This is a genomic window from Shewanella sp. SR44-3 (genome assembly GCF_014163735.1).
GTDB lineage: Bacteria > Pseudomonadota > Gammaproteobacteria > Enterobacterales > Shewanellaceae > Shewanella.
Genome location: NZ_JACJDV010000031.1, coordinates 1 through 22,428, shown reverse-complemented (window position 1 = coordinate 22,428; position 22,428 = coordinate 1). Strand labels below are relative to the sequence as shown.

Annotated in this window: 19 protein-coding genes; 5 read left to right on the top strand and 14 right to left on the bottom strand. The window is 39.6% G+C overall.

Features of this window, described 5'->3' with window-relative positions:
- The first annotated feature begins 34 nt into the window (after positions 1 to 34).
- A complete protein-coding gene (locus H5073_RS13850) occupies positions 35 to 475 on the top strand; it encodes a YcgN family cysteine cluster protein (RefSeq protein WP_182680155.1) in 441 nt (146 codons plus the stop codon).
- A 125-nt stretch (positions 476 to 600) separates the two neighbouring features.
- On the opposite strand, the gene dsbB is transcribed toward H5073_RS13850, so the two are convergent.
- Together dsbB and nhaB are read right to left on the bottom strand one after the other, a co-directional pair.
- A complete protein-coding gene (gene dsbB / locus H5073_RS13845) occupies positions 601 to 1,128 on the bottom strand; it encodes a disulfide bond formation protein DsbB (protein WP_182680154.1) in 528 nt (175 codons plus the stop codon).
- Positions 1,129 to 1,228: 100 nt separating this feature from the next.
- A complete protein-coding gene (nhaB, locus tag H5073_RS13840; RefSeq protein WP_182680153.1) occupies positions 1,229 to 2,815 on the bottom strand; it encodes a sodium/proton antiporter NhaB in 1,587 nt (528 codons plus the stop codon).
- A gap of 478 nt (positions 2,816 to 3,293) precedes the next feature.
- On the opposite strand from nhaB, the gene fadR reads away from it, so the two are divergent.
- Positions 3,294 to 4,013 (top strand): fatty acid metabolism transcriptional regulator FadR, encoded by a 720-nt coding sequence (fadR, locus tag H5073_RS13835; RefSeq protein WP_182680176.1) that lies wholly within the window; start codon positions 3,294 to 3,296, stop codon positions 4,011 to 4,013.
- Positions 4,014 to 4,109: 96 nt separating this feature from the next.
- Here the strand turns inward: fadR and H5073_RS13830 are convergent, their stop codons facing one another.
- The 10 genes from H5073_RS13830 to H5073_RS13785 form a co-directional block, all read right to left on the bottom strand.
- Positions 4,110 to 5,624 (bottom strand): SpoVR family protein, encoded by a 1,515-nt coding sequence (locus tag H5073_RS13830; RefSeq protein WP_404948401.1) that lies wholly within the window; start codon positions 5,622 to 5,624, stop codon positions 4,110 to 4,112.
- Positions 5,625 to 5,633: 9 nt separating this feature from the next.
- On the bottom strand, positions 5,634 to 6,902 hold the full coding sequence (locus tag H5073_RS13825) for a YeaH/YhbH family protein (RefSeq protein WP_182680151.1): 1,269 nt from the start codon (positions 6,900 to 6,902) through the stop codon (positions 5,634 to 5,636).
- Between the two features lie 62 nt (positions 6,903 to 6,964).
- Positions 6,965 to 8,899 (bottom strand): PrkA family serine protein kinase, encoded by a 1,935-nt coding sequence (locus tag H5073_RS13820; RefSeq protein ID WP_182680150.1) that lies wholly within the window; start codon positions 8,897 to 8,899, stop codon positions 6,965 to 6,967.
- Between the two features lie 589 nt (positions 8,900 to 9,488).
- Positions 9,489 to 11,183 (bottom strand): DUF2326 domain-containing protein, encoded by a 1,695-nt coding sequence (locus H5073_RS13815; protein ID WP_182680149.1) that lies wholly within the window; start codon positions 11,181 to 11,183, stop codon positions 9,489 to 9,491.
- Positions 11,152 to 11,406 carry an ABC-three component system middle component 6 gene (locus H5073_RS13810; RefSeq protein ID WP_041407895.1) on the bottom strand — a complete coding sequence of 85 codons (255 nt, stop codon included), beginning with the start codon at positions 11,404 to 11,406 and terminating at the stop codon, positions 11,152 to 11,154. The genes H5073_RS13815 and H5073_RS13810 overlap by 32 nt, the downstream gene beginning before the upstream one ends.
- The gene (locus H5073_RS13805; protein WP_182680148.1) at positions 11,393 to 11,941 is read right to left on the bottom strand and encodes a hypothetical protein; all 549 of its coding nucleotides are present in this window, start codon (positions 11,939 to 11,941) and stop codon (positions 11,393 to 11,395) included. Before H5073_RS13805 ends, H5073_RS13810 begins: the two co-directional genes overlap by 14 nt.
- 18 nt (positions 11,942 to 11,959) lie before the next feature.
- Positions 11,960 to 12,280 (bottom strand): hypothetical protein, encoded by a 321-nt coding sequence (locus tag H5073_RS13800; protein WP_182680147.1) that lies wholly within the window; start codon positions 12,278 to 12,280, stop codon positions 11,960 to 11,962.
- Positions 12,281 to 12,688: 408 nt separating this feature from the next.
- Complete coding sequence (locus tag H5073_RS13795) at positions 12,689 to 14,113, bottom strand: HEPN domain-containing protein (RefSeq protein WP_182680146.1); 1,425 nt, start codon at positions 14,111 to 14,113, stop codon at positions 12,689 to 12,691.
- A 192-nt stretch (positions 14,114 to 14,305) separates the two neighbouring features.
- The gene (locus H5073_RS13790; protein WP_182680145.1) at positions 14,306 to 15,025 is read right to left on the bottom strand and encodes a hypothetical protein; all 720 of its coding nucleotides are present in this window, start codon (positions 15,023 to 15,025) and stop codon (positions 14,306 to 14,308) included.
- A 188-nt stretch (positions 15,026 to 15,213) separates the two neighbouring features.
- A complete protein-coding gene (locus H5073_RS13785) occupies positions 15,214 to 15,420 on the bottom strand; it encodes a helix-turn-helix domain-containing protein (RefSeq protein ID WP_182680144.1) in 207 nt (68 codons plus the stop codon).
- Between the two features lie 131 nt (positions 15,421 to 15,551).
- Between H5073_RS13785 and H5073_RS13780 the strand changes: the two genes are divergently transcribed.
- The 3 genes from H5073_RS13780 to H5073_RS13770 all read left to right on the top strand — a co-directional run bounded on the left by H5073_RS13780 (position 15,552) and on the right by H5073_RS13770 (position 18,018).
- A complete protein-coding gene (locus H5073_RS13780; RefSeq protein ID WP_182680143.1) occupies positions 15,552 to 16,097 on the top strand; it encodes a response regulator in 546 nt (181 codons plus the stop codon).
- Positions 16,098 to 17,507 (top strand): DEAD/DEAH box helicase, encoded by a 1,410-nt coding sequence (locus tag H5073_RS13775; protein ID WP_182680142.1) that lies wholly within the window; start codon positions 16,098 to 16,100, stop codon positions 17,505 to 17,507.
- Positions 17,508 to 17,643: 136 nt separating this feature from the next.
- Positions 17,644 to 18,018 carry a hypothetical protein gene (locus tag H5073_RS13770; RefSeq protein WP_182680141.1) on the top strand — a complete coding sequence of 125 codons (375 nt, stop codon included), beginning with the start codon at positions 17,644 to 17,646 and terminating at the stop codon, positions 18,016 to 18,018.
- A 366-nt stretch (positions 18,019 to 18,384) separates the two neighbouring features.
- Here the strand turns inward: H5073_RS13770 and H5073_RS13765 are convergent, their stop codons facing one another.
- Complete coding sequence (locus H5073_RS13765) at positions 18,385 to 20,448, bottom strand: ATP-binding protein (RefSeq protein ID WP_182680140.1); 2,064 nt, start codon at positions 20,446 to 20,448, stop codon at positions 18,385 to 18,387.
- Positions 20,445 to 21,839 carry an SIR2 family protein gene (locus H5073_RS13760; protein ID WP_182680139.1) on the bottom strand — a complete coding sequence of 465 codons (1,395 nt, stop codon included), beginning with the start codon at positions 21,837 to 21,839 and terminating at the stop codon, positions 20,445 to 20,447. Before H5073_RS13760 ends, H5073_RS13765 begins: the two co-directional genes overlap by 4 nt.
- Between the last annotated feature and the right edge of the window lie 589 nt (positions 21,840 to 22,428).

The window sequence follows — 22,428 nt, the reverse complement described above, 5'->3', positions numbered from 1 at the left end:
CGACTTTTTATTTATTGTAGGCGTGATATTGAGTATGGCTTTTTGGACAGAGAAAACCTTAGCAGAGATGACTTCAGCAGAATGGGAGTCTTTGTGTGATGGCTGCGGCAAATGCTGTTTAAATAAGCTGATTGATGATGAGACAGAAGAGCTCTACTACACTAATGCGAGCTGTCACTTACTCAATCTAGAAACTTGCAGTTGCAAGCGCTACCCTGAGCGATTCGAATACGTGCCTGAATGCACAGCCATTACCATAGACAATATTGCCTCTTTGACTTGGTTACCTGACAGCTGTGCCTATCGCAGGTTGTATCAAGGCCGCACCCTCCCAAGCTGGCATCCTCTGTTGACGGGCTCTAAAGAGGCCATGCACCAAGCTGGGATCTCAATTAAAGATAAAACCATCAGTGAAACCAAAGTGCGTGAAATCGAAGATCACATAGTACTTTGGCCGTTAAAAGACATAGATTAACCAACAACAATATATAAAATTAATTTTAAATCAGATGCTTGACTGTGATTAGCAAGAGATGGAAGGCTTGTTTATTTTTTGCCGCGAGCCTAATTGGTTGCGGCAAAAATCTAGTGTGACTTAGTCTAGTTGTAAGGGTTTGTTGATTTTTTATAAATTAACCCTGGGTACAGCATTACTATAAATGCAATACAGTAGCCAGTAAATGCCAACAGTGTCCACTGGGCCATGCTTAACGATAATAACGTCCAAGGTATATCACTGCACATACCCGTAGGCATAAATACTGATGGCATCCATGCATCTAATGGCATCCAAGTTGGAAATTCTGGATAGAATGAGCAGGTTGCAAAGGGTGATGGATAGGCCTGCATTTGGTAAAGCTCATAGGATAATTTTGCTCCCCACGCCGCACTAACACCCCAAATTGCCATCCCCACAAACCTTGCTAGCCAGAGTTTGGGCGCAAGGCTACCAATAAGACCTGCAATAAAAAGCCCTAATACCGCAACACGGATGTAAATACACATTACACAAGGGTCAAGTAGCATTACATATTGAAAATACAGTGCTATGGCTTCAAGGCCTAATGCGCTGAGCATTAATATTAACCATGCGCTTCTATGTTGGCTAAATGCCACTAATGTAGACAAGATAAACTCCTATGTTTTGTTATCACGGAATACAAAAATATAATAAAAAAACACCCTCGCAAGAGGGTGTTGAATAGCTAAAAGGTAAAGTATTTAATGATTAATGTCCAATGACACTTTCAGTTAACTCTTTAGCTGAATGATGCATAAGCAAGTTATGATCATAAAAGTATTGGGTCATTTCAACTAAGAAGCCCGATTCAATAGTCACAATACCGACAATTGATAATACTATGGTGTAAGGCAATGCCATGATAACCATGCGACCATAGGACAGACGAATAAGTGGTGCAAGTGCTGATGTCAGCAAGAACAAGAAGGCTGCTTGACCATTAGGTGTTGCTACCGAAGGTAAGTTAGTACCTGTATTGATGGCGACAGCTAATAAGTCGAATTGGTCTCGAGTAATTTGGCCACTGAGTAGTGCACTTTTCACTTCATTGATGTAAACCGTACCAACAAAGACGTTGTCACTGACCATAGATAACAAGCCGTTAGCGATATAAAATACCACCAACTGAGAGTTACCATCAAAGCTTAACGCCCATTGGATCACAGGGGCAAATAACCCTTGATCTATGATAACGCCGACGACGGCGAAAAATACGGCCAATAATGCAGTGAACGGCAAGGCTTCTTCAAACGCTTTACCTAGTGAGTGCTCATCGGTAATACCGTTAAAGGCAGTGGTTAAAATAATGACGGACAAACCAATTAAGCCTACAGAGGCTAAATGCAAAGCTAGGCCTGCGACTAACCAGATCCCCACGAGGGCTTGAATGACTAACTTTACTTTATCTCGATCGCTGCGATTAGCATCTTCGTAAGCATCATAATCACTTAAGATTTTATGTACGCTATCAGGAAGCTGGGCACCATAGGTAAACCACTTCATTTTCTCGACCACGATACAAGTTAAAAAACCTGCAAATAGCACTGGCAGTGTCACAGGCGACATGCGAATAAAGAACTCACTAAATTGCCAATGTGCTTGGGCTGCGATGATAAGGTTTTGTGGTTCACCGACCATGGTGCATACACCACCTAACGCAGTACCGACACCAGCGTGCATCAATAGGTTACGAAGAAAACCACGAAATGCTTCTAAATCATCACTATTAAGCTGGCCTTGAGCTTCAGAGGTGTGGTCATGATCAGATCCGAAATCTTTCCCTGATGCAACTTTATGATAAATAGAGTAAAAACCAATACCTACTGCGATAATTACGGCAATCACGGTAAGTGCATCGAGGAAAGCTGATAGGAAGGCCGCTGCAATACAAAACAGCAAGGATAAAGAGGTTTTAGAGCGTACTTTAGTGATCATTTTAGTGAACACGAACAGCAATAGCTGCTTCATAAAGTAGATGCCAGCCACCATAAAGATCAGCAATAACAAGACTTCTAAATTAGCTTGAATTTCATGCAATACTTGGGAGGGAGAGGTCATGCCGATAACGACAGCTTGAATGGCTAATAAGCCGCCAGGTTGTAACGGGTAACATTTAAGTGCCATAGCAAGGGTGAAAATAAACTCAACAACCAGTACCCAGCCAGCAACAAAGGGGCTGATATAGAAAAAAATTAACGGATTGATGATAAGAAAAGACAAAATAGCGAGTTTGTACCATTTAGGTGAATTCCCTAAAAAGTTCACAAATAACGCATCAATTTTGTTTGCAGGCATAGACGCCTCTCCAATAGTTTGAAAGTTAACTCGAAGGGTGCCTACGTTGGACACCCCTAATTTAATCGCTGTAACAACCACCCCAAAATATTCAGTTTTTAGCTGAATACACGACTTGTGAGTTCAACTGCAGTGTTTATCGTTGATAACATTGACGTTACAATATCTCAGTCCATAGTTGAAAGCTAATATAGGATGAAAAAAATAGAAACAATTTCAATCAAGCCCTTGCTTTGCTTGCATGTCCATTTGCGGGCGGACAGTTTAACGTAAACCTAAAATCATTGTAACGCATCAAAGTGTGATCAGCGTCCTAAATGCTGAATTATTAACATTTAACTGACCTGATCTGGTTCTAGCTATAGTGTTTTTAGGAAGGAGTGAGGGGATCACACACTGGAGTTGAATATCAATGGTTTCCATTTTTGATGGCTCTGGTATGATCAGTCCATTAAATCGCAATGGGATGTTTAGGCTGATGATTATCAATGCCAAAGGACCTGCAAGTTTTGCAGAGAAGTATATTGTACGTTCTATTTGGGATAATAAATTCCCGCCAGGTTCTATTTTACCCGCAGAACGAGAATTATCAGAGCTTATCGGTGTCACTCGTACCACGTTACGTGAAGTACTGCAGCGCCTTGCCCGTGATGGCTGGCTTAAAATTCAGCATGGCAAACCAACTCAAGTGAATAATTTTTGGGAAACCTCTGGTCTTAATATTCTTGAGACCATTGCTGATTTAAATCCTGAAGGTTTTCCTGTGTTGGTTGACCAATTATTGTCAGCGCGAACCAATGTCAGCGCTATTTATTTCCGCGGTGCCTTGCGCAATAATCCTGAGCAAGCAGTCGAAGTCTTAGCGGGCATTCATCAACTTGAAAATACCGCTGAAGCGTTTGCAGAGTTTGATTATCAATTACATCACAAACTTGCATTTTCATCGGGTAATCCATTGTATGTATTAATATTAAATGGATTTAAAGGTCTGTATAGTCGAGTTGGACGTTATTATTTCTCAAGTAGCGATGCTAGAGCTTTGGCTTTAAATTTTTATGTCGAACTTGAAAAGCTCGCTTTAGCTAAAAACTACCTTGATGTACCAGCAGTGATGCGCGGCTATGGAATTAATAGCGGAAAAATGTGGCAAAGATTACGGGATGATATGCCCGCCGATATCGCTCAAGATAAGAGCTAACTCGCCATAAAAAATGCCCTTTTGAGGGCATTTTTTATTTGTATTGACGGTAGATTATTAATAGCGACCCTTTTGAGAGCACAAGTCAGCCAAAGTTTATTCTAAGGTTTCTTTGACGCATTTTCCTAACAGAGTTATCTCTCCTTGCTCATCAATTTGCTCTAGGGATACATCAAAGCCCCATAACCTGTGAAGGTGTTTAAGTACCTCTTCTAAGCTGTCATCTAATGGAATGTGGTTATTTGGGATATATCTTAAGGTTAGCGAACGGTCACCATTAATTTTTACATTTTGCACTTGGATATTAGGCTCTAAATTCGACAAATTGTATTGCTGAGATAATTTAAAACGAATGTCTTTGTAGCCTTGCTCATCATGAATGGCGGAAATAGACATCTGGCTGCGTTTTTCATCATCGAGAATACTGAAGAATTTAAAATCACGAATGACTTTAGGAGAGAGATATTGGCTAATAAAGCTTTCGTCCTTAAAGTTTTTCATGGCGAAATGCAGTGTGGTTAGCCAGTCGCTGCCGGCAATATCGGGGAACCATACTTTATCTTCTTCTGTCGGGTGCTCACAAATACGGCGAATGTCCACAAACATGCTAAACCCCAGAGCATAAGGATTGATACCTGAATAATATTTACTCTTGTAGCTAGGTTGTGCCACTACGCTAGTGTGGCTTTGGAGGAACTCCAACATAAACCTATCAGTGACTAAGCCATCATCGTACAGATGGTTGAGGATAGTGTAATGCCAGAAGGTGGCCCAGCCTTCGTTCATGACTTGGGTTTGTTTTTGTGGATAAAAATACTGGGCCATCTTACGCACTATCCTGACGATTTCTCGCTGCCAAGGCTCTAATAGGGGCGCTTTTTTCTCAATAAAGTAGAGGATGTTTTCCTGTGGTTCGGCAGGGAAATTGGGTTTATTGCTTTGGCTTGCTTCGGTTTGGGTGATGGGAACCGTGCGCCATAAATCATTAACCTGGCTTTGCAGATAAGTCTCTCGATCTTTTTGACGATTTTGCTCTTCTTTTAACGATATTTTACTGGGGCGTTTATATCTGTCGACGCCGTAATTCATCAAGGCATGACAGGAGTCTAATGTCAGTTCTACTTGTTCAATGCCATGCTTAAGCTCACATTCACGAATATAGTTTTTAGAAAAGACTAGGTAGTCGATGATGGAGCTGGCCTCAGCCCATGATTCAAATAAGTAATTGTTTTTAAAGAAACTATTGTGTCCAAAACAGGCGTGCGCTATGACTAGTGCTTGCATGGTTATGGTATTTTCTTCCATCAAATAAGCGATACACGGATCAGAGTTAATCACAATTTCATAGGCAAGCCCCATTTGACCGCGGCGATAGCCTTGTTCGGTCTCTATAAATTTTTTACCAAATGACCAATGAGTGTAACCTATGGGCATGCCAATGCCCGCGTAGGCATCCATCATTTGCTCAGCAGTGATGATTTCTATTTGATTGGGATAGCTGGATAATTTATAAATACCAGCAATTCGCTCAATTTCAGTGAGGTAAGATTGCAGTAAATCAAAGGTCCATTCGGGTCCATCATCAAGTGGTTTTGTGCGTCGTTTGGCCATCATGTTCCCCTATACTGCTTGCTTTCTAAATAGCTCTCTAAAGACAGGGTAGATATCGCTTGCGTCTTTAATGTGCTGTACAGCAATGTTATCGAAGCTTTGTTGGAGTTTTTCGTATTCATTCCATAATGTTTGATGCGATCGATGAGTAATTTCTATGTAACTGAAATATCGTACTAATGGCAATATTTTATTGGTCAGTAAGTCACGGCAATAGGGTGAGTCATCGGCCCAATTGTCCCCGTCTGAGGCTTGAGCTGCGTAGATATTCCATTCATTTGCTGGGTACCTGTCTTGCTGTATTTCATGCATCAGTTTCAAAGCACTAGACACTATGGTGCCGCCAGTTTCTTGGGAGTAGAAAAACTCATGTTCATCCACTTCTTTAGCTTGGGTGTGATGGCGGATATAAACCACCTCTAAGTTTTTATAAGTACGAGTTAAAAATAAGTACAGCAAGATGTAAAAGCGTTTAGCCATGTCTTTAGTGGCTTGATCCATAGAGCCTGAGACGTCCATAAGACAAAACATCACTGCTTGGCTGGAGGGTTTTTCCCGCTTGGCAAAATTGTTAAAGCGCAAATCGAAGGTATCAATAAAGGGCACTCTGGCAATCTGTTTTTTCAGTTCGCAAATTTGCTCTTTTAACGCCAAGATTGCTTCAGCTTTGGCTCCTGGAGTGTTTTCAAGCACTTCCAATTCTGCTTCGCAGAGCCTTAGCTGTTTTTTCTTACCGGCTGACATGGCGATGCGCCGCGCAAGGGAGGATCGAAGTGAGCGTACTATGTTGATATTGGCAGGTACACCATCATTGGTGAAACCCGCGCGATAAATTTGGTACTCCACCAGTTTATTTAAGCGGTTTTTTTGTAAGTTGGGTAATTCAAGATCTTCAAATAGCAGTTCTAAATACTCATCCTTTGAGATTTGAAATACAAAATCATCCTCGCCTTCACCGGAGTCACTGGCCTCACCTTGACCCGCGCCGCCAGCTTCACCGGCTTTTTGGCGATCAATTTTATCGCCACGGTTAAACCTATCGTTGCCAGGATGCACACGCTCACGTACGCCACCTTTGCCTTGACGAAATAAGGGTTCGCGGATGTCTTTAGTGGGAATACTGACCTTTTCACCTTTGTCTATGTCGGTGACACTGCGACGAGTGACGGCATCACTGACCGCTTGTTTGATTTGTTTCTTATATCGTTCAATGAAGCGCTGCCGATTGACCGTGCTTTTACCTTTTGCATTCAAGCGTCTATCAATAAAATTAGCCATAGTCACCTTCCAAGTCTAGAGGGTGATGCGGCGGGTGAGCGCCACACCTTGGGCAGCAGTACTTAAGAGGATTTACGCACCCTTAAATACCACTCTGACAACAATCTGACTTGTTTTTTGGTGTAGCCTTTATCCATCATGCGATTGACAAAATCATCATGTTTCTTTTGATCGTCGGTAGAGGTTTTCGCATTAAAGGAGATAACAGGTAATAGGTCCTCTGTATTGGAAAACATTTTCTTTTCGATCACTGTGCGCAGCTTTTCATAGCTGGTCCACAATGGGTTATTACCATCATTATTGGCCCGAGCACGCAGCACAAAATTAACGATTTCGTTGCGGAAATCCTTAGGGTTACTGATCCCAGCGGGTTTCTCAATTTTCTCCAGTTCAGCATTAAGGGCAACGCGGTCAAACAGTTGACCCGTTTCAGGATCGCGATATTCTTGATCTTGGATCCAAAAATCAGCATAAGTCACATAACGGTCGAAAATATTTTGCCCGTACTCAGAGTAAGACTCTAAATAGGCAGTTTGAATTTCTTTACCGATAAACTCCACGTATTTAGGAATGAGGTAACCTTTCAAAAATTCAAGGTAGCGCTCACTGACATCTGCTGGGAATTGTTCTTGCTCAATTTGTTTTTCCAATACGTAGAATAAGTGAACCGGATTGGCTGCGATTTCCACGTGGTCGAAGTTAAATACTCGGGAGAGGATTTTAAAGGCGAATCGGGTCGACAGACCTTGCATGCCTTCATCAACGCCCGCATAGTCGCGGTATTCTTGGTAAGACTTAGCCTTTGGATCTGTATCTTTTAAACTTTCACCATTGTAGACGCGCATCTTTGAATAAATGGATGAGTTATCTGGATTTTTAAGTCTAGATAGTACACTAAACTGCGCCAGTGTCTCTAAGGTGCCCGGCGCGCACGGCGCGTTTGATAGCTCAGAATTGATTAATAACTTTTGATAAATGGCTATTTCTTCTGAGACCCGCAAACAGTAGGGCACTTTGACGATATACACTCGGTCTAAAAAGGCTTCGTTATTTTTATTGTTTCTAAAGGTGGTCCACTCGGACTCATTGGAGTGAGCCAAAATAATCCCATTATAGGGCAGGGCTGAAAGACCCTCAGTGCCGTTATAATTACCTTCTTGAGTTGCGGTAAGTAGTGGATGGAGCACCTTTATGGGCGCCTTAAACATCTCCACAAATTCCATTAATCCTTGGTTAGCGCGGCACAAAGCGCCAGAGTAAGCATAGGCATCGGCATCATCTTGAGAGAAATGTTCCAACTGACGAATATCAACTTTACCTACCAAGGCTGAAATATCCTGATTGTTTTCATCTCCTGGCTCAGTTTTAGCGATTGCTACTTGGTCAAGCACGGAGGGGAACACTTTAACAACCCTAAATTTACTAATATCGCCGCCAAATTCATGCAGGCGTTTCACCGCCCAGGGAGACATAATGGTTTTAAGGTATCTGGCTGGAATAGCATATTCATCTCGCAATAAATGGCCATCTTCCTCTACATCAAATAAGCAGAATGGGTGGTCATTCACTGGGCTTCTGACGCCGTTAGCACACAAAATGTACACAGGAATTTTTTGCATTAAGGCTTTGAGCTTTTCTGCAAGCGAGGATTTACCGCCCCCAACAGGGCCAAGTAAATACAAAATTTGTTTAGATTCTTCAAGCCCTTGAGCCGAATGTTTTAGGTAGGCGACAATTTGCTCAATAGCATCTTCCATACCATAAAAGTCTTTAAAAGCTGGGAATTGAGAAATCAATCGATTGGAGAAAATTCGGCTTAAAATCGGTTTTTTGGATGTATCTATGACTTCTGGCTCACCAATGGCCATCAATAGCCGTTCGGCAGAGGAGACATAAGCGCTTCGGTCCTGCTTACAGATGTCGAGAAATTGCTCTAACGTGTATTCTTCGTCGAGCTTTTTCTCATATCTTTGTTGGTAGTGCTCGAAAATACTCATAAAACCCCCTAACACCAAACACTAAGAATTCAATTTATGCATCTTGCAATTACAGGGTATGCAGAGGGCATAAATCTTCATTTACCTAGCTAAAGTTTAGGACAGCTTTAAGGGTTGCGTGAAAATAGTTTTATTAAAAATGGAATAAAAACAATAACAAATAGTTGCAAACGCAATAGTTGCAAAACTGTAATGGCCGCCGTTAATGGGGGCATTGAGTGTATTAAGGTAAAAAAAAACACATGTAACTAAAATTTAGATTTAAAAGTTAGAAAACCCTTTAGCAGCAAGGCTTGCAAGATTGCTATCTAACTTTCTTTGTAGTTATCTAACTTTTCACCATCTTTCTTTATCTTGAATGGGAATTAAAAAGTTAAAAATTAGATAGTATTGCGTTCGATAACATCTAACTTTTTGACTGACTGACTCTGTCGTGCAGCAAATTAGTCCCATAATTCAGCTTTTCATCTAGGTTGACATCGTAACGCACAATTGGACAGGTATGAGTTATCGGCCTTACTAAATTAACTATCGATGGATTACTTCAAGTATGGGGAAATATAAAAAGCAAAACTTTCCATACATTAACCTAGACTTTGAAATACTTGTCCTCCTGAGATAGTTCTAGAACTATATAATTTTTGTACTTCTCATAATCAGTATCTTCGAGTTGACTCACCAACATCGATACGACCTGCTGCCCAGACAGTTTTATCGACTCATCGAACAATTGACGTATATGCTTAATGTCAACTTCGTCTATAGAGTCGTGTACAACAAACGTTGGTCTTTTAAGACCAAGTGAATCAACTGTTTTTATATAGGACAAGTCAAAAGTGATTACTTCAAGACGTTTCAATCCTCCATCATTGTTTGACTGGATATCATCTACAGTTGGTTGGCAATTGCCATTTGTATCATCTAAGTTCAGATTGAAGTTATATTCGACCCCATAGAAAGTATTGGTGTAAGCCTTGAAGTGTTTTTTAAACTCGGTTTCGAATGTGTGAACGTTTTGAAGTTCAACAGCGAGCCTTCCTGAAAGCCCTTCTAGTCTTTCAGTCTCTTTGTTTAATCTGTCTTCTATACTATTCTTCTTCTCGACAATAGCATTTAGCTCAATTAGCGTTTTATTTAGCTCACCAATAGTCTTGACGGACTCAGAGATCTCTTCTATTTTCTTCTTAGACTTCAGCTCATGGTAAAGCGAAGATTTATTTTGCTCTAAAGCCTTGAGTTTAAAAGTATTATCAAGAAGTTGATCTTCAAGCTTCTCAAGACCATCAGTAACAAATTCTGTTTTCGTCTCGACCAAATAATTATGAAATTTAAGCACACTATCATAGTCATTAATAACAGCCCCTAGCTTAACAGATGCATAGCCATAGATAGTCTCGAGTTCACTAAGTAGTTGATGGTTTTTGTTGCTTTCAAGTAGTTTTTGAGTCTTCTTGATATTATTTACTTTTAGATCTAACGATAGAATCTGGTCAGATAATTTATTTTGTTCATTATCGATGTGATTAATTTCACCGATTATCGCTAGCTTATCTATATTGTTTTCGCTCAGTAGTAGTGATCTTTCTAGCTTTCGGAGCTCTTTTTGAGTGCTATTAATGGTACTAAGGATTTTATCATCCTTTATAATGCCATTAAATGATTTTAACTTATTATCATAGTTACTAAGGAAGGTTTTAATACTCTGAATTGCACTCAGAATTTCAGTATCACCAAAGTTAAATAGGTACAAGAACAGAGTATTTCTATCTGCTTGAGATATCTTAAACTTATCATCATTGAACTTGACTGTCTTTGTCATTCGATGAGTATCTGTTCTCAGAAACTTTGGAGCTAGCTTTCTAAGGGTAGGCTTGTCAGAATATACATTGAACATAGTATTCAATATATGATTGTTGTACTCTTTTTTGCTCTTAACTTCATCGTTAACATAATAAGATCTGTCAGTACTTTCAATGGCAAGGTTTCGTTTGATCTCAGCGATGTTACCGTCCAACCCAATATACGCAAGGGTACAGGTCACATTGTGTTCATTAAATAACTTATGAATGTGCGGTTCAGCCGTGTCGAATTCTTCATCAATATAAATAGGGCCTATAGAACCGTCTAACAAGAAATCGATGATACGACCAGGTACAGACTTACCGATCTGGTTACCTGATAAACTCGAATCTCTCTTATTGGTGATGATATTTAGAGTATCTTTGAATTCGATCTCTCGAATTACACATCCATCAACCTTTGTCGTTAATTTGAGCAGTTTCATTGATGGAAACCTCATTGTTATTTTGTTTAATAGCAGAAATAGTGTATAGCCAGTCAAGAGTTAGGATCATATGGTCGATGGAAATAGAAAGCTCACTTTCTCCCAGCTTCATTAGGCGAGTAATCTTCATTTTACGACCTCTTGACTCTTGAAGTCGTTTTATTACGAATGCTCCAATATAGACAACGTTGATTTCTGGATTAGCACCTTTAGTCAGTATCATTAGGGTTCTCCAACACGTAACACTCAACAAAAGCATGAGCAATTACTATGTCAACTCCAAGAGCCATCTGTTCTTTGGTAAAATTGATGTTTGAAGACTTGTACAGGAATTTTGTTAGTTGAGTTCTGATATCATCTATTATTTCGTCTGCATGTTGCTTAATAGCGTCCATGTCAGGTTCCCAAACATCGATGTTGAACTTATGTAATGCTTTTTCATACATATCATGAAGAATCAGCAGAGCCGTTTGTTTACCATTAACAACGTTCTTCTCAACCGTACCATACGCAGACTCAATATGTGATGAATAGCTCTTGTACTTTAGAACAATGCTTCTATTGTTCCTCAACTGATTATGTTTGATCTTCTTAGAGACTTTAGAGGGAAATGTACGATCCTTGATGTCTATAGTAACTTGAACTTGTGAGAGCTCGCTAATGACGTCATTGATGATAGAGTCAACCTTAGACTCTGGTGGCTCCGAGTAATTAAAGTCACCGTTCATCTCTTGGATTTGAACTAACGTTCTTGTCATACCTTTACTTTACCTATCTCATTGATTGAGATTGAAGTTACCATTCAATACACCTGTATTGATGTTGGTAGTACCTTCTTGCTTGACATCTTGTTGGTTGTCATGGGTGCTGTTGTTTTTGATGCTAATAATCTGCTGTTGTAGTTCGTAGTTATTCGCTTCAAGCTTTTCGCACTTAACCTTAAATTCATAGTTACTGGCTTGATAGCTTTCACACTGAACTTTAAGCTTCTTCTTTTCGTTTCGTTGTGATAGCGAAAAAATGAAACCAATAACCGTGCAAAACCAAGCAATTGTCGCCCCTAGAGGACTGGTATACCAAGCTAAAAACTCATGCATATACTTTCCTATCGATAAATAATTAAATTCTATAGGGTTTTTCACCAATTTAACAGGTTGAAGTTATACATTTGTGTTTTTAATCAATGGTTTTAACATCTAATGTTCGACGATCTTATAGGGAGGTGAGAGCAATCGGTAGTGCTCACTAATTCCTCAGAATATCTGCAATCATTAGCCAAAATATCGGTAAACGAACAACCAAGACTTTATAGAGCTAAAGAGCTGAGTTGTTTTGGGGCATAAACGTGCCAGAACTGATCGGCCTGACACTAGTTTGGACAAAAACGCGTTACGACGTAATGGAAGTCGGATAGCCTCAGGTACGTCAAATTATATACTTCACCTACCAATTGATGATCTGTTTTGGTCATCCGCCACACTATGCGCTAAAGACTAGCGTAATCTTTAGTTGCTGTGATTTTGAATATGGTGATAGCCATCTAGCCTGTAAACGACCTTAGACCCTAATTCTGGGTGGATACCAATCCTTTCAAGCAGCGCTAGATAGAGAAGAGCATTAATGAAAGACGTGTATTTTTCTAATTCTCTATCATCAATTGTGTAAGCATCAGCATGGGTAATCTTATTCCTTAGATTAACAATATCTTGAACATCCTCATCTGTAACCACTATTGATGCCTTAGTTTCATCTGGTAATTTTTTGAGGAAGTCTTCTATACACTTAGAAGTGTTGTACTTCATCGTGTTTAACCTATCAATTCGAGAAATTAGCTTTTTTATATCCTTACTTGTGCCTTTACCTTTCAATTTTCCCAGAATACATGCCTTAGATTCTTTCAAAAAAGCTTCTAAAGATTCAGGCTCTACATACGTACTGGATTTAGTTGTTAGGCTCTCTAGCAATCGAAAAAATCCTAAAAACCTCTCCTCATCAGATTTCATTCGTTGATATCTAAGATACCTAGTAAAAATTATTCTCTCTTTTTCATCTAGAAGGTAGTAATTACTAAAAGCCTCAAGAGGAAACTCAGGTAGATCTCGATCATTAAATTTCAAGTTCAATCCAAGAGGAAATACAGGGTAGTCACGCTCATGAGTTCGATTAGTATTTGGGAAGTAAACACTTATATTAGATGGAAATGTCTGACATCCAGATGTTACGGTTACTTCATTGACTTTAAAGTCTGAGCCAATGAGCAAAGTCATTAGGTGATAAAACTTCTTATACTCAAAATGCAAATCGCTCATCGATACTGATGAGTCAAATTGAATATCAAGCTTAGGTGGAAAGTTCAACCCAGAACTAAACTCATACACATTATGGTGGGATTGGAAATGATAAAATAACCTAAGTTGCCCATAGCCTTTCAGTATTTGATTAAACTCCATGGAATCAGACATTGGGTTAGTGTTAAGTGTTCGAGTGTGATACTTTTCAACAAGCTCTTGCTGTAGCTCTGTGTAACCGATCCACTTTTTAGTCATTTCAGATTTAACACAGAAGCCTATTGCGTCATCAAACGAGTGAAAGTGGCCTTCGAAACATACAACAAAACCCACCTCAAACTCATACTCAAAGTAAGCGACTTGCTCATCAACAGCAGACTGTAAACATTGACTATTATGACCATGAATAGATAATTCAAATAAAAGGAAGTTCATATTAAACGCACTACATTCGATCTTTGTCGATTGACTAAAATCGTATGATGTATTTCTCTCACCCATTACCCTCAAAGTACACCTGTCAGGAGAAAGAGTAAGCTTACCAGCAAAAAGTTTGTCCATATCCCTTACTGAAACGGGATAACTATATGTCTTCCCAAGATTTAGTACTTTATCATCAAACAATTGCTTTACTCCATCCATTAAGACTTAACCATATGATATAACTAAAAAATCCAATAATGTAAACAGTCAGACCTTAAAGGCAACTATTGAAAGTTAATGAGCTTAGATCATATTTCTTTGAGAGCACGTCATTATTTTTTATTTACCAAAACCAATAAATTATCAGCCATAATAGGTTGAATCTTAACTCATTTTGGGGCATAAACGAGATTACACCGAGTTTTGCCGTTTTTTAGCCTTGTTTTGGTTGGCTATGATCCAGTTAAATACGTCTTGCTTATTTACTGGGCTGTAGTAGCTAAGATGGGGAACCGCCGCAATAAATGTGTGTACCCCATCGATTTCACAGTGGAATCCACGACAATTCCACTTCCCATGCAAAGCTGGTTGAGGTAGTACTTCTTCCTCTTTCAAAAATAAGGCTTTCAAAAACGCATAGGCAGATACCTTATCGATACCATAAGTAAGAATTAAACTTGGCTGGATGATTTTCAAAACCGCCTCATGTACCGGCCAACACAATCCCGCCAAACCAAAACACAACTCCGCGGAACTACGTGATGTTTTGAATATGATATTGGATGCGCACACAGTTTTCGGGTCATCAATATTAATCCCTTTCAATAACTCAATAACACGCTTCTGAAGAGGAGCTTCGCCCTTAGGATAATTCGATTGCCCGTTTTCCCAACATTCGTCGTAATAGGAGTTTTCTTTTCTTCGCAACATGCTCTTAAGATGACTCCGAATAGTGTATGGAACGCCTGTCATTGGATGATTTTGACCACTACCGCCCGGGTTTAACCCCAATAAGTAGACATCTCCTTTTTTTAACGTTTCATGCGAGCTGTATATGACTTCACCAATATCATCAACAATGTATTTAAGAGTATTCTCAGCAAAGCTTGGGAGTTGTTCCTTCTCAACCATACTGCTTACTTTCCTTATTAATAACCACTAATGTAAAAGACACTTTGTGCCATTACAAAAAGTAAGTCAACGAACTCGCGTTTAAAGGTAAATTTCATGTCGTTCAAAATCACAATGGGGCAAAAACGGTTTAGATCAAACTGAACCGGATCAGAATACCTCGCTAGGAATGGCCATTAGTGAGCCCCCTAGGGCAAGAGTTGCCTGATATCACAATCTAATACTTCCGCCAACTGATAGGCCTTTTCGAGCGTGATATTGACTTCTCCGCGCTCGATTCTTCCCGTATAGCTACGATCAATTTCAGCTAAAAGCGCCAATTTATCTTGAGAAATACCCAATTCTTTGCGTTTTTGCCGTAATTTCAAGCCAAATTGGATTGCTAAGTCTTTCATTTTTCATCTCGTTAAAGAGAAAGACTATCCAAAGTTGCGGCTTATAAAGCCACGGATTATAATCCGTATTTAGTTTATAGTGTTCTTCTACTCCTTATTAGAACTAATGATTACCCCCTTGTGAGAACGTCATGTCTAAAGCTTCAATCAAAATATGCACGACATTGCATACTATTCTCCAGGACGAGAGCTTCAACAATTTCCAAATAACGGATCTAAGAGACACTTATCTTGATGCTTCAACTAGCCGTTGTAGTGTTGGTGAAACGTACAATTTTATTTATCGTCAGATCCACAGACTAGTGAAAAAGGGGATTTTTGATAAGAATGTGGATGAACAGACGAGGGGAACAACTTATAAAAAGACAGAGAAATTTTCCCAAACAAATTTTATCCTGCAGAACGCAGAAGAAGCTGCACCTACAGAATCGCCAACAAGAAACACGGAAAAAAGTAATGCCATTCAGCAATTAGAAGAACGCCTCAAGCAATCAGAAATCGATTTACTGGCGAGTATCGGGGAGTCTGAAGAGTATATGCGTTTATATCAATTCTTTCCTGACATGAAGGCACATCTCGAATCCCAGTACTTACAGGCTCGAGAAACAAGCTCAAAACTACTTGGGCAAATCAAAGCGATCAAATCAGCTATCACCCATCTGCAAAAAGTAACCTAGATGCAACTTAGACAATGGCAATCAGAGTGCGTTAAACGCGCTCTAAGACACTTTCGTGGTATAGACAGGCATTTCCTTTGCTTAGCAACACCAGGTGCTGGTAAATCGATTATGGCAGCTGAAGTTGCTGCAAAACTATATGAAAAAGACTTGATCGACTTTGTCTTGTGCTTTTCCCCTTCAGTAAATATCTCTCAAGGGATGAAACAGACCTTTTCAAATCGTTTAGGATGCCGATTTGATGGTGTTATCGGTTCGATTGGTTGCTCTTATACTTATCAAGGAATGTTGGCTTTTAAAGAGGACTTCTGGCAGCTACTAAAAAGAAATCGAGTACTCGTGATCTTTGATGAAATTCATCATTGCGCGGGGAGTTCTCTCGAAGATACGAATGCATGGGGGGAAGAAATCCTGCTCAACATACAAGACCAAGCGCAATACACTCTAGCGTTGACAGGTACGCCTTGGCGTTCAGATCAAGCGCCGATAGTCCTGTCTCGATATACAGATCCTGACAATAAAATACAATGTGACTATGTTTATGGCCTGAAAGAAGCTGTTGCAGACGGTGTATGTCGTAGACCTCAAATTGTACTAATCGATAATGACAAAATTTTAGTTACTGACGAAGAAAATGAAACCAAGACGTTTAATAGCCTAGATTCTCTATTCAAAGGTTCACTTGTTTCTTACCAATCGATCATCAAAAATGATGTAGCCATTCGGCATGCCTTAACGCTAGCGACCAATAAACTTGACGACATCAGACAACACAACCCTAATGCTGCAGGGCTTGTCGTTGCATCATCGATAGAGCATGCTGCATACATTCTGAGCATACTCAGAAATGAATATGGAAAAACCGCCGAAATAGTCACCTATAAGGAAGATCTACCTTCACTTAAAATCAATGAGTTTCGGAACAGCTCAACGAACTGGATAGTCAGTGTAGGCATGATAAGCGAAGGTACAGACATCCCTCGAATGCAAGTGTGCTGCCACCTAAGTAGAGTCAAAACCGAGCTCTATTTCAGGCAAGTATTAGGCAGAATTTTAAGAGTGAATAAGGCTATAAGCCAAGAAGCTTGGCTATACACTTTTGCAGCACCAAAGCTTGTAGAGTTTGCGAATCGCATAGCTGAAGAGATACCAGATGTGCCAGTTATATTTAGGGGATCTGAAACTGTTGCGGTCTCCATAAAGCAAGGAGAAAGCGAAATATTACGAGCCAGTGCCCCATTTCAAGGTGCGAAAAAAGTTAGGCTTAGTACACGACACATAAATGAATCACAATTACCCAATTTAGCACTACCTAACAATCGAGACCTCACTTGGGTGCATTCGCCTTCTTTTGAGATTTTAGGTGGCTTTAGAGAAAAGGTGGTATCTACTTTCAACTCACCTTTTTGATGTTAAGGCACATTTAATTGTATTTTTTCTTACGGGTGGCAATTTCTCCTAAAATGGTATTCTCATATTAGTTGGCTTAACACCTGTTTAGGCTGAAGATACGAGATTTATGAAGCAATAAAAACTGGGGACCAATATGAAAGAGATTGATTGTATCGAATCGAGCGTTGTTAAGGTTGCGATGGGGACTGTATTGCGAATATTGGAAAAATGGGGCTGCGATCAACAGCAAGTTCAAGCAGTACTCAAGTTACCTGAAAACTATAGCGACCTTGATTTTGAACAAGTGAGTTTTAGTCGAGAACAAGTTGAAAGAGTTAGTTATATACTAAATATTCAAGCTAGTTTAAGTACACTATTCAGTAATCCTGAAAATGTCTATGGGTTTATGAACATGGTTAATATTAATAAACCCTTTAATGGTACAAGGCCAATTGATTTTATCTGTAATAGTGAAACTGAGAAATTTAAAATACTTTTTGTTCATATAGATCAGCTGATTAAACGCTAGATTGCGTTCTTTTCTCTTTGAGCTATTGTGGCAATACATATAACTGACGCCATTTAAATGTTTGTACATTTTAATGGCATTTAAATCTGACAAAAATTTGGAACCATGCATTCATTTCCTGTTTTCTCCCTTATATGCCCATTAGGGCACTAATAGGTAGAAATGAATCTCTCTGGGAGATTTGCTGTGAAAACTCATACTTGATTTTACATATTTCAGATGGTCACAACTAAATAGTACTGATGGCTTACAGATATCATAACTCGAAACTGGACAAAAGCTTGTTAGAGTTAAAGCACTGGAAGTGATAATTGCCATTAGGGAAAGTATGGCAATCTAATATATAGTAATGCATCAAACATCGGTTCAACTTTGCTGCCACTCCTTAACAACTGCATCCCAATCAGCATTTCGCTCAACAGCATTCCCGTCTTCATCTTTTCTTGTCCACACATCCCAGAAGTCAGGATCGTCTGAATGTGGCTGTTGCTCTTTCGCTAGGTTCTTCATTTTAACCAAAACAGGAAGCTCGGATGCCCAGCCCATTAGTATTGCATGTTGGGATGGTAGAGAAGGTAGCTCGCGAAGTAACCCTCGTAAATTATCAGGTACCATTTTATGTACTTGTTCTTGATCTCTGTCATTACTGATCCGGTGCAGCAGGAAAGTATTACATTGAGATAAAACTGTTGGTGATAGCTCCGATGGTCGTTGTGAAGAAATCACCATACCAAGGCCGAATTTTCTTCCTTCGCGTGCTATTTTTTCAAATACTTGGCAACAAACAGCTGCTACATCCTGATTTTCAGAGTCGTCGCGATAGCGCTTAATGAACGTATGCGCCTCTTCAGCAACAAGTACAGTTGGAAGCGTTTTATTATTTAGTCGCCTATAACGTTGTAATGATTCAAAGATGATCCTTGAAATAACAGCAGTTACAAGGTGAGTTATTTCATTTGGTACTAAAGAAAGATCAATAATTGAGACACAGCTATCATCCTCACCATCTCCATCCTTGCCTATATAATTTTCTAGCCACTTAGCTAAATCAACTCTTTGCTCTGCATCATTAGTAATAGGTTTCATTCTTGTATCAGAAAGCATAGAGCGTATTCGAGCTACCAAGTACTCAACATATTGCTCACTACCATTTTCTTGCGCTAAAGCTTCTAAATAGGCAACTAGGTTATTTCCTTCAAATGGTAATGGAATATCTTCACTCTTTGGCAATAAATCATGATCATTACCACCAAATTTCTGAAATGTTGAAGTCACTTTATCTATGATGTTGTCAATTTCTGGCACCGTAGCCTGTAAAGTAGCGTATGGCGCACTTCTGTCTTCTCTGTACTGACACATTACAGTTATAACTTGTGTTAATTTACTATCCCCCAATTGGTCTCTATAAGCTTCAAAGCTTTCTATCCATTTGGCCATTGTCTCATTAAAACCTTTAGCGGGCCCATACCCACCAAAAGGTCTACCTGAGCTCTTATCATGTTTTAAAGTAACTAAGACATTACCTAGAAATCTTTTTATCTCAATATTTGAATCGGTTTCTAGCTCAAAGTTTTCATTTCGCATTGCTCTCAAAGAGCGCTTTAACAATGGAAGTTGTGCTTTCGGGCTTGCTTGTGTGAAAGATGCCCACTCAGCACTATTCCAAAACCACGAAGGTACTTGTAGTTGGTTTTCACCTTCGTTAGCTTCAACTTTGAAAACACGACCTTTGAACTTAGTGTCGGGACCTAAAGCTCGGGTATATTCACCATTGGGATCTAGCACAATAAACCGAGCATTCGGCTTAGCTTCTGATTCCATAGCTGCTTCTAAAGACCATTGAATAAGTCCAGCAACTGAACAAGATTTGCCACTACCAGTATTTCCTAAAACAGCAATATGCCGACCAAATAAGCGATCAGGATCTACTGCAACATTTGCATTATTTGCAAGCGGGCTTTGCCCTATGATAACCCTACGGTTGTTGCCAGATTCAATAATGGATCTAAGCTGTAAATCTGTTGGTAGTAAAATAGAGGAACCAATCGTAGGAAATGACTCTGAGCCTCGCTGAAACTTAAAATAATCAACACCTTTTTTTGAAATGCGTTTGAGGGTTCCAACTGGATTTAAACTGATTTTTTTCTGTGGAAAAGGTAGGTTAACTAAACCAAAATCTTGAATGTCCCTTTGTTTAGGATAAGGAGAGCGTTCAACGGCAAGCCACTCAATTTGTCCAACCAAATAACCATTATCACAAGACACTAAAACATAACTGTTTACCCTCGGGAAATTTCTTGGTGTACCTGCATTTAAGGCAACAGAATCTGGCGAATCGATATCGAGGACGGCTCTAATTTCATTTGGTGAAACAAAATCTACAGTTCCTACTCTTAATTGCTCTCCTTGTTCGATAGGTAGTGAACTCATTCATCACCACCAGTTGTGCTTTGTTTCGCCGTAGAATATAAGCCTCTTGATTTCAAAAGCTCAGCCATACGAATTGACGTTCGATCTATTGCTGCTTTAGGAAGGTAGTAATTGACAAGTGTTTTTAGGTCTCCGAAATGATCTCCGAGCAATAAAGATATTTGAGCCTGACGCCCACTATCTTTTATGAAACTCATTATTCTTCCTAGTGGATCGCCATAGGCAATTATTACAATATGCGTTGAGGGTATTGTTAGCATATCCGTAAGGACTCGATTTATATGTTCATCACCAAAACTGTAGCCATAGGTTACAAGGGTGCTATTTGGGCGACATGTTGCTGATGCTAAATCTCTAAACAACTCGACATAGGGGTATTCTGATGTTTCACGATCTTTGACTGAATTTGGATAAATCATTAACTGTTGGAAGTTAGCTGTACCAGCACCTTCAACTTGTAAAAATGGTTCGACAGAAACAGCCCCAAAAGGTAGTCCAAAACGCCTTATTGATCCTTCGTTTGCATACCAGTCTAATGAACCATGAAGTTTAGTAAAACGAGCTACGCCTTCTAAGTATCTTGGCTCACCACGTATACCAGGAGGGTTATAATGATAATCAACCTCTAAACGTGATGATCTGAAGATTGGCGCAATACTACCGACAAATCGATCAACTAATCTAAGTCCTGCCAATTCAGCACCTGTTTCAATTATCCGATCATAATTTGTTGTGAATATATGCAATCTATCACGGGTTGCAGTTCTGCTTGAAAAACTCATCAAAAAATTAACCAAATAGTTAAATGTTTCTGTTTTTTGTTCCGGTGATGCATCACGGATTAATTTTTCTCCGCTGCTAACCGATTCAGCAAACAACTGTAAACATCGTGAAAGCTCTTCTCTTAACAGTTTTAACTCACTCGGTAAATATCTATATGGCGGATTTGGTGCTGGCGGAGGAGGAATTGGGGGAGGATTTAACGCGATAAGAATTTCCAACCCTTTGATTAATTCATTAATCGAACGAATTTGGTCTTCAATATTCCCCTTATTTCTGCCAGCAGCCTTTGCAGTTTTGTCTACATAAGCATCGATTTCTAATTTACAAACCTTTAGATCGTCTATCCACCCCATGCCTTGTGGCTTTTGCCCTGTTGCCGACTCTTGTATTGCAGAACTAAGTCCTGCACCGACAAGTAAATTAAGGTGCTCGGACTGAAAGAGTGCAGTTAGCCAAGGCTCTATTCTTGAGCGTAAAAAGTCTGGAGTAATTTCATTGTCAGTTTTGGCCCAGACACAGTCACCCACGACTTTAAAAGCACCATTGTCACCGTGTGCATCCAACTGGACTGGAGATTGGTCATCGCCTAACTTAAGATATTGAGACAATTTATGTACATCCTTATTGTTTGATGACACCTGAATAGCAGCTCAAAAAACTGGTGCCAAAAATTAACTTCCAGCAACTATGACACGCTAATACATTGAAATAAAGCGACAAAGTTAAAATCGCTTTTAGAAAGGTTGAATAAGTCGCTCTAAAACTGAACAAGTTGATGCAGAGGTCTCTACAACAAATCATTAAATCACATCTGACTGCACAATAGATTAAAAAATATATGGCTATATTCACGGTTCTTCTGTTGCCTAACGTCTCTCACTAACGCGGAATAGTGCAATAACGGCTTAGAATGGTCACTCTAAGCCGTACCTGGTCAATTTCGTGTTACGAGTAGAAGCAACACCAATCCCGTTTGTATGAAAAAATGTATGGAAAACTCTATCTCACAGGCCAGTTTTGATGAACAACTACACTTGGGGGCTAATGGCCCAAATAACCTTCATTGGATAATGGAGGGCGTTCGAAATTCTGTGTCAGGTTAAGTTTAAATTTCGAGCACGCTGTCTAAACGTCCTTCAAAATAAATCGCTAACTGAGATAGACAAAGGCTCCAATTGTGAATGGGCATTGTCCATT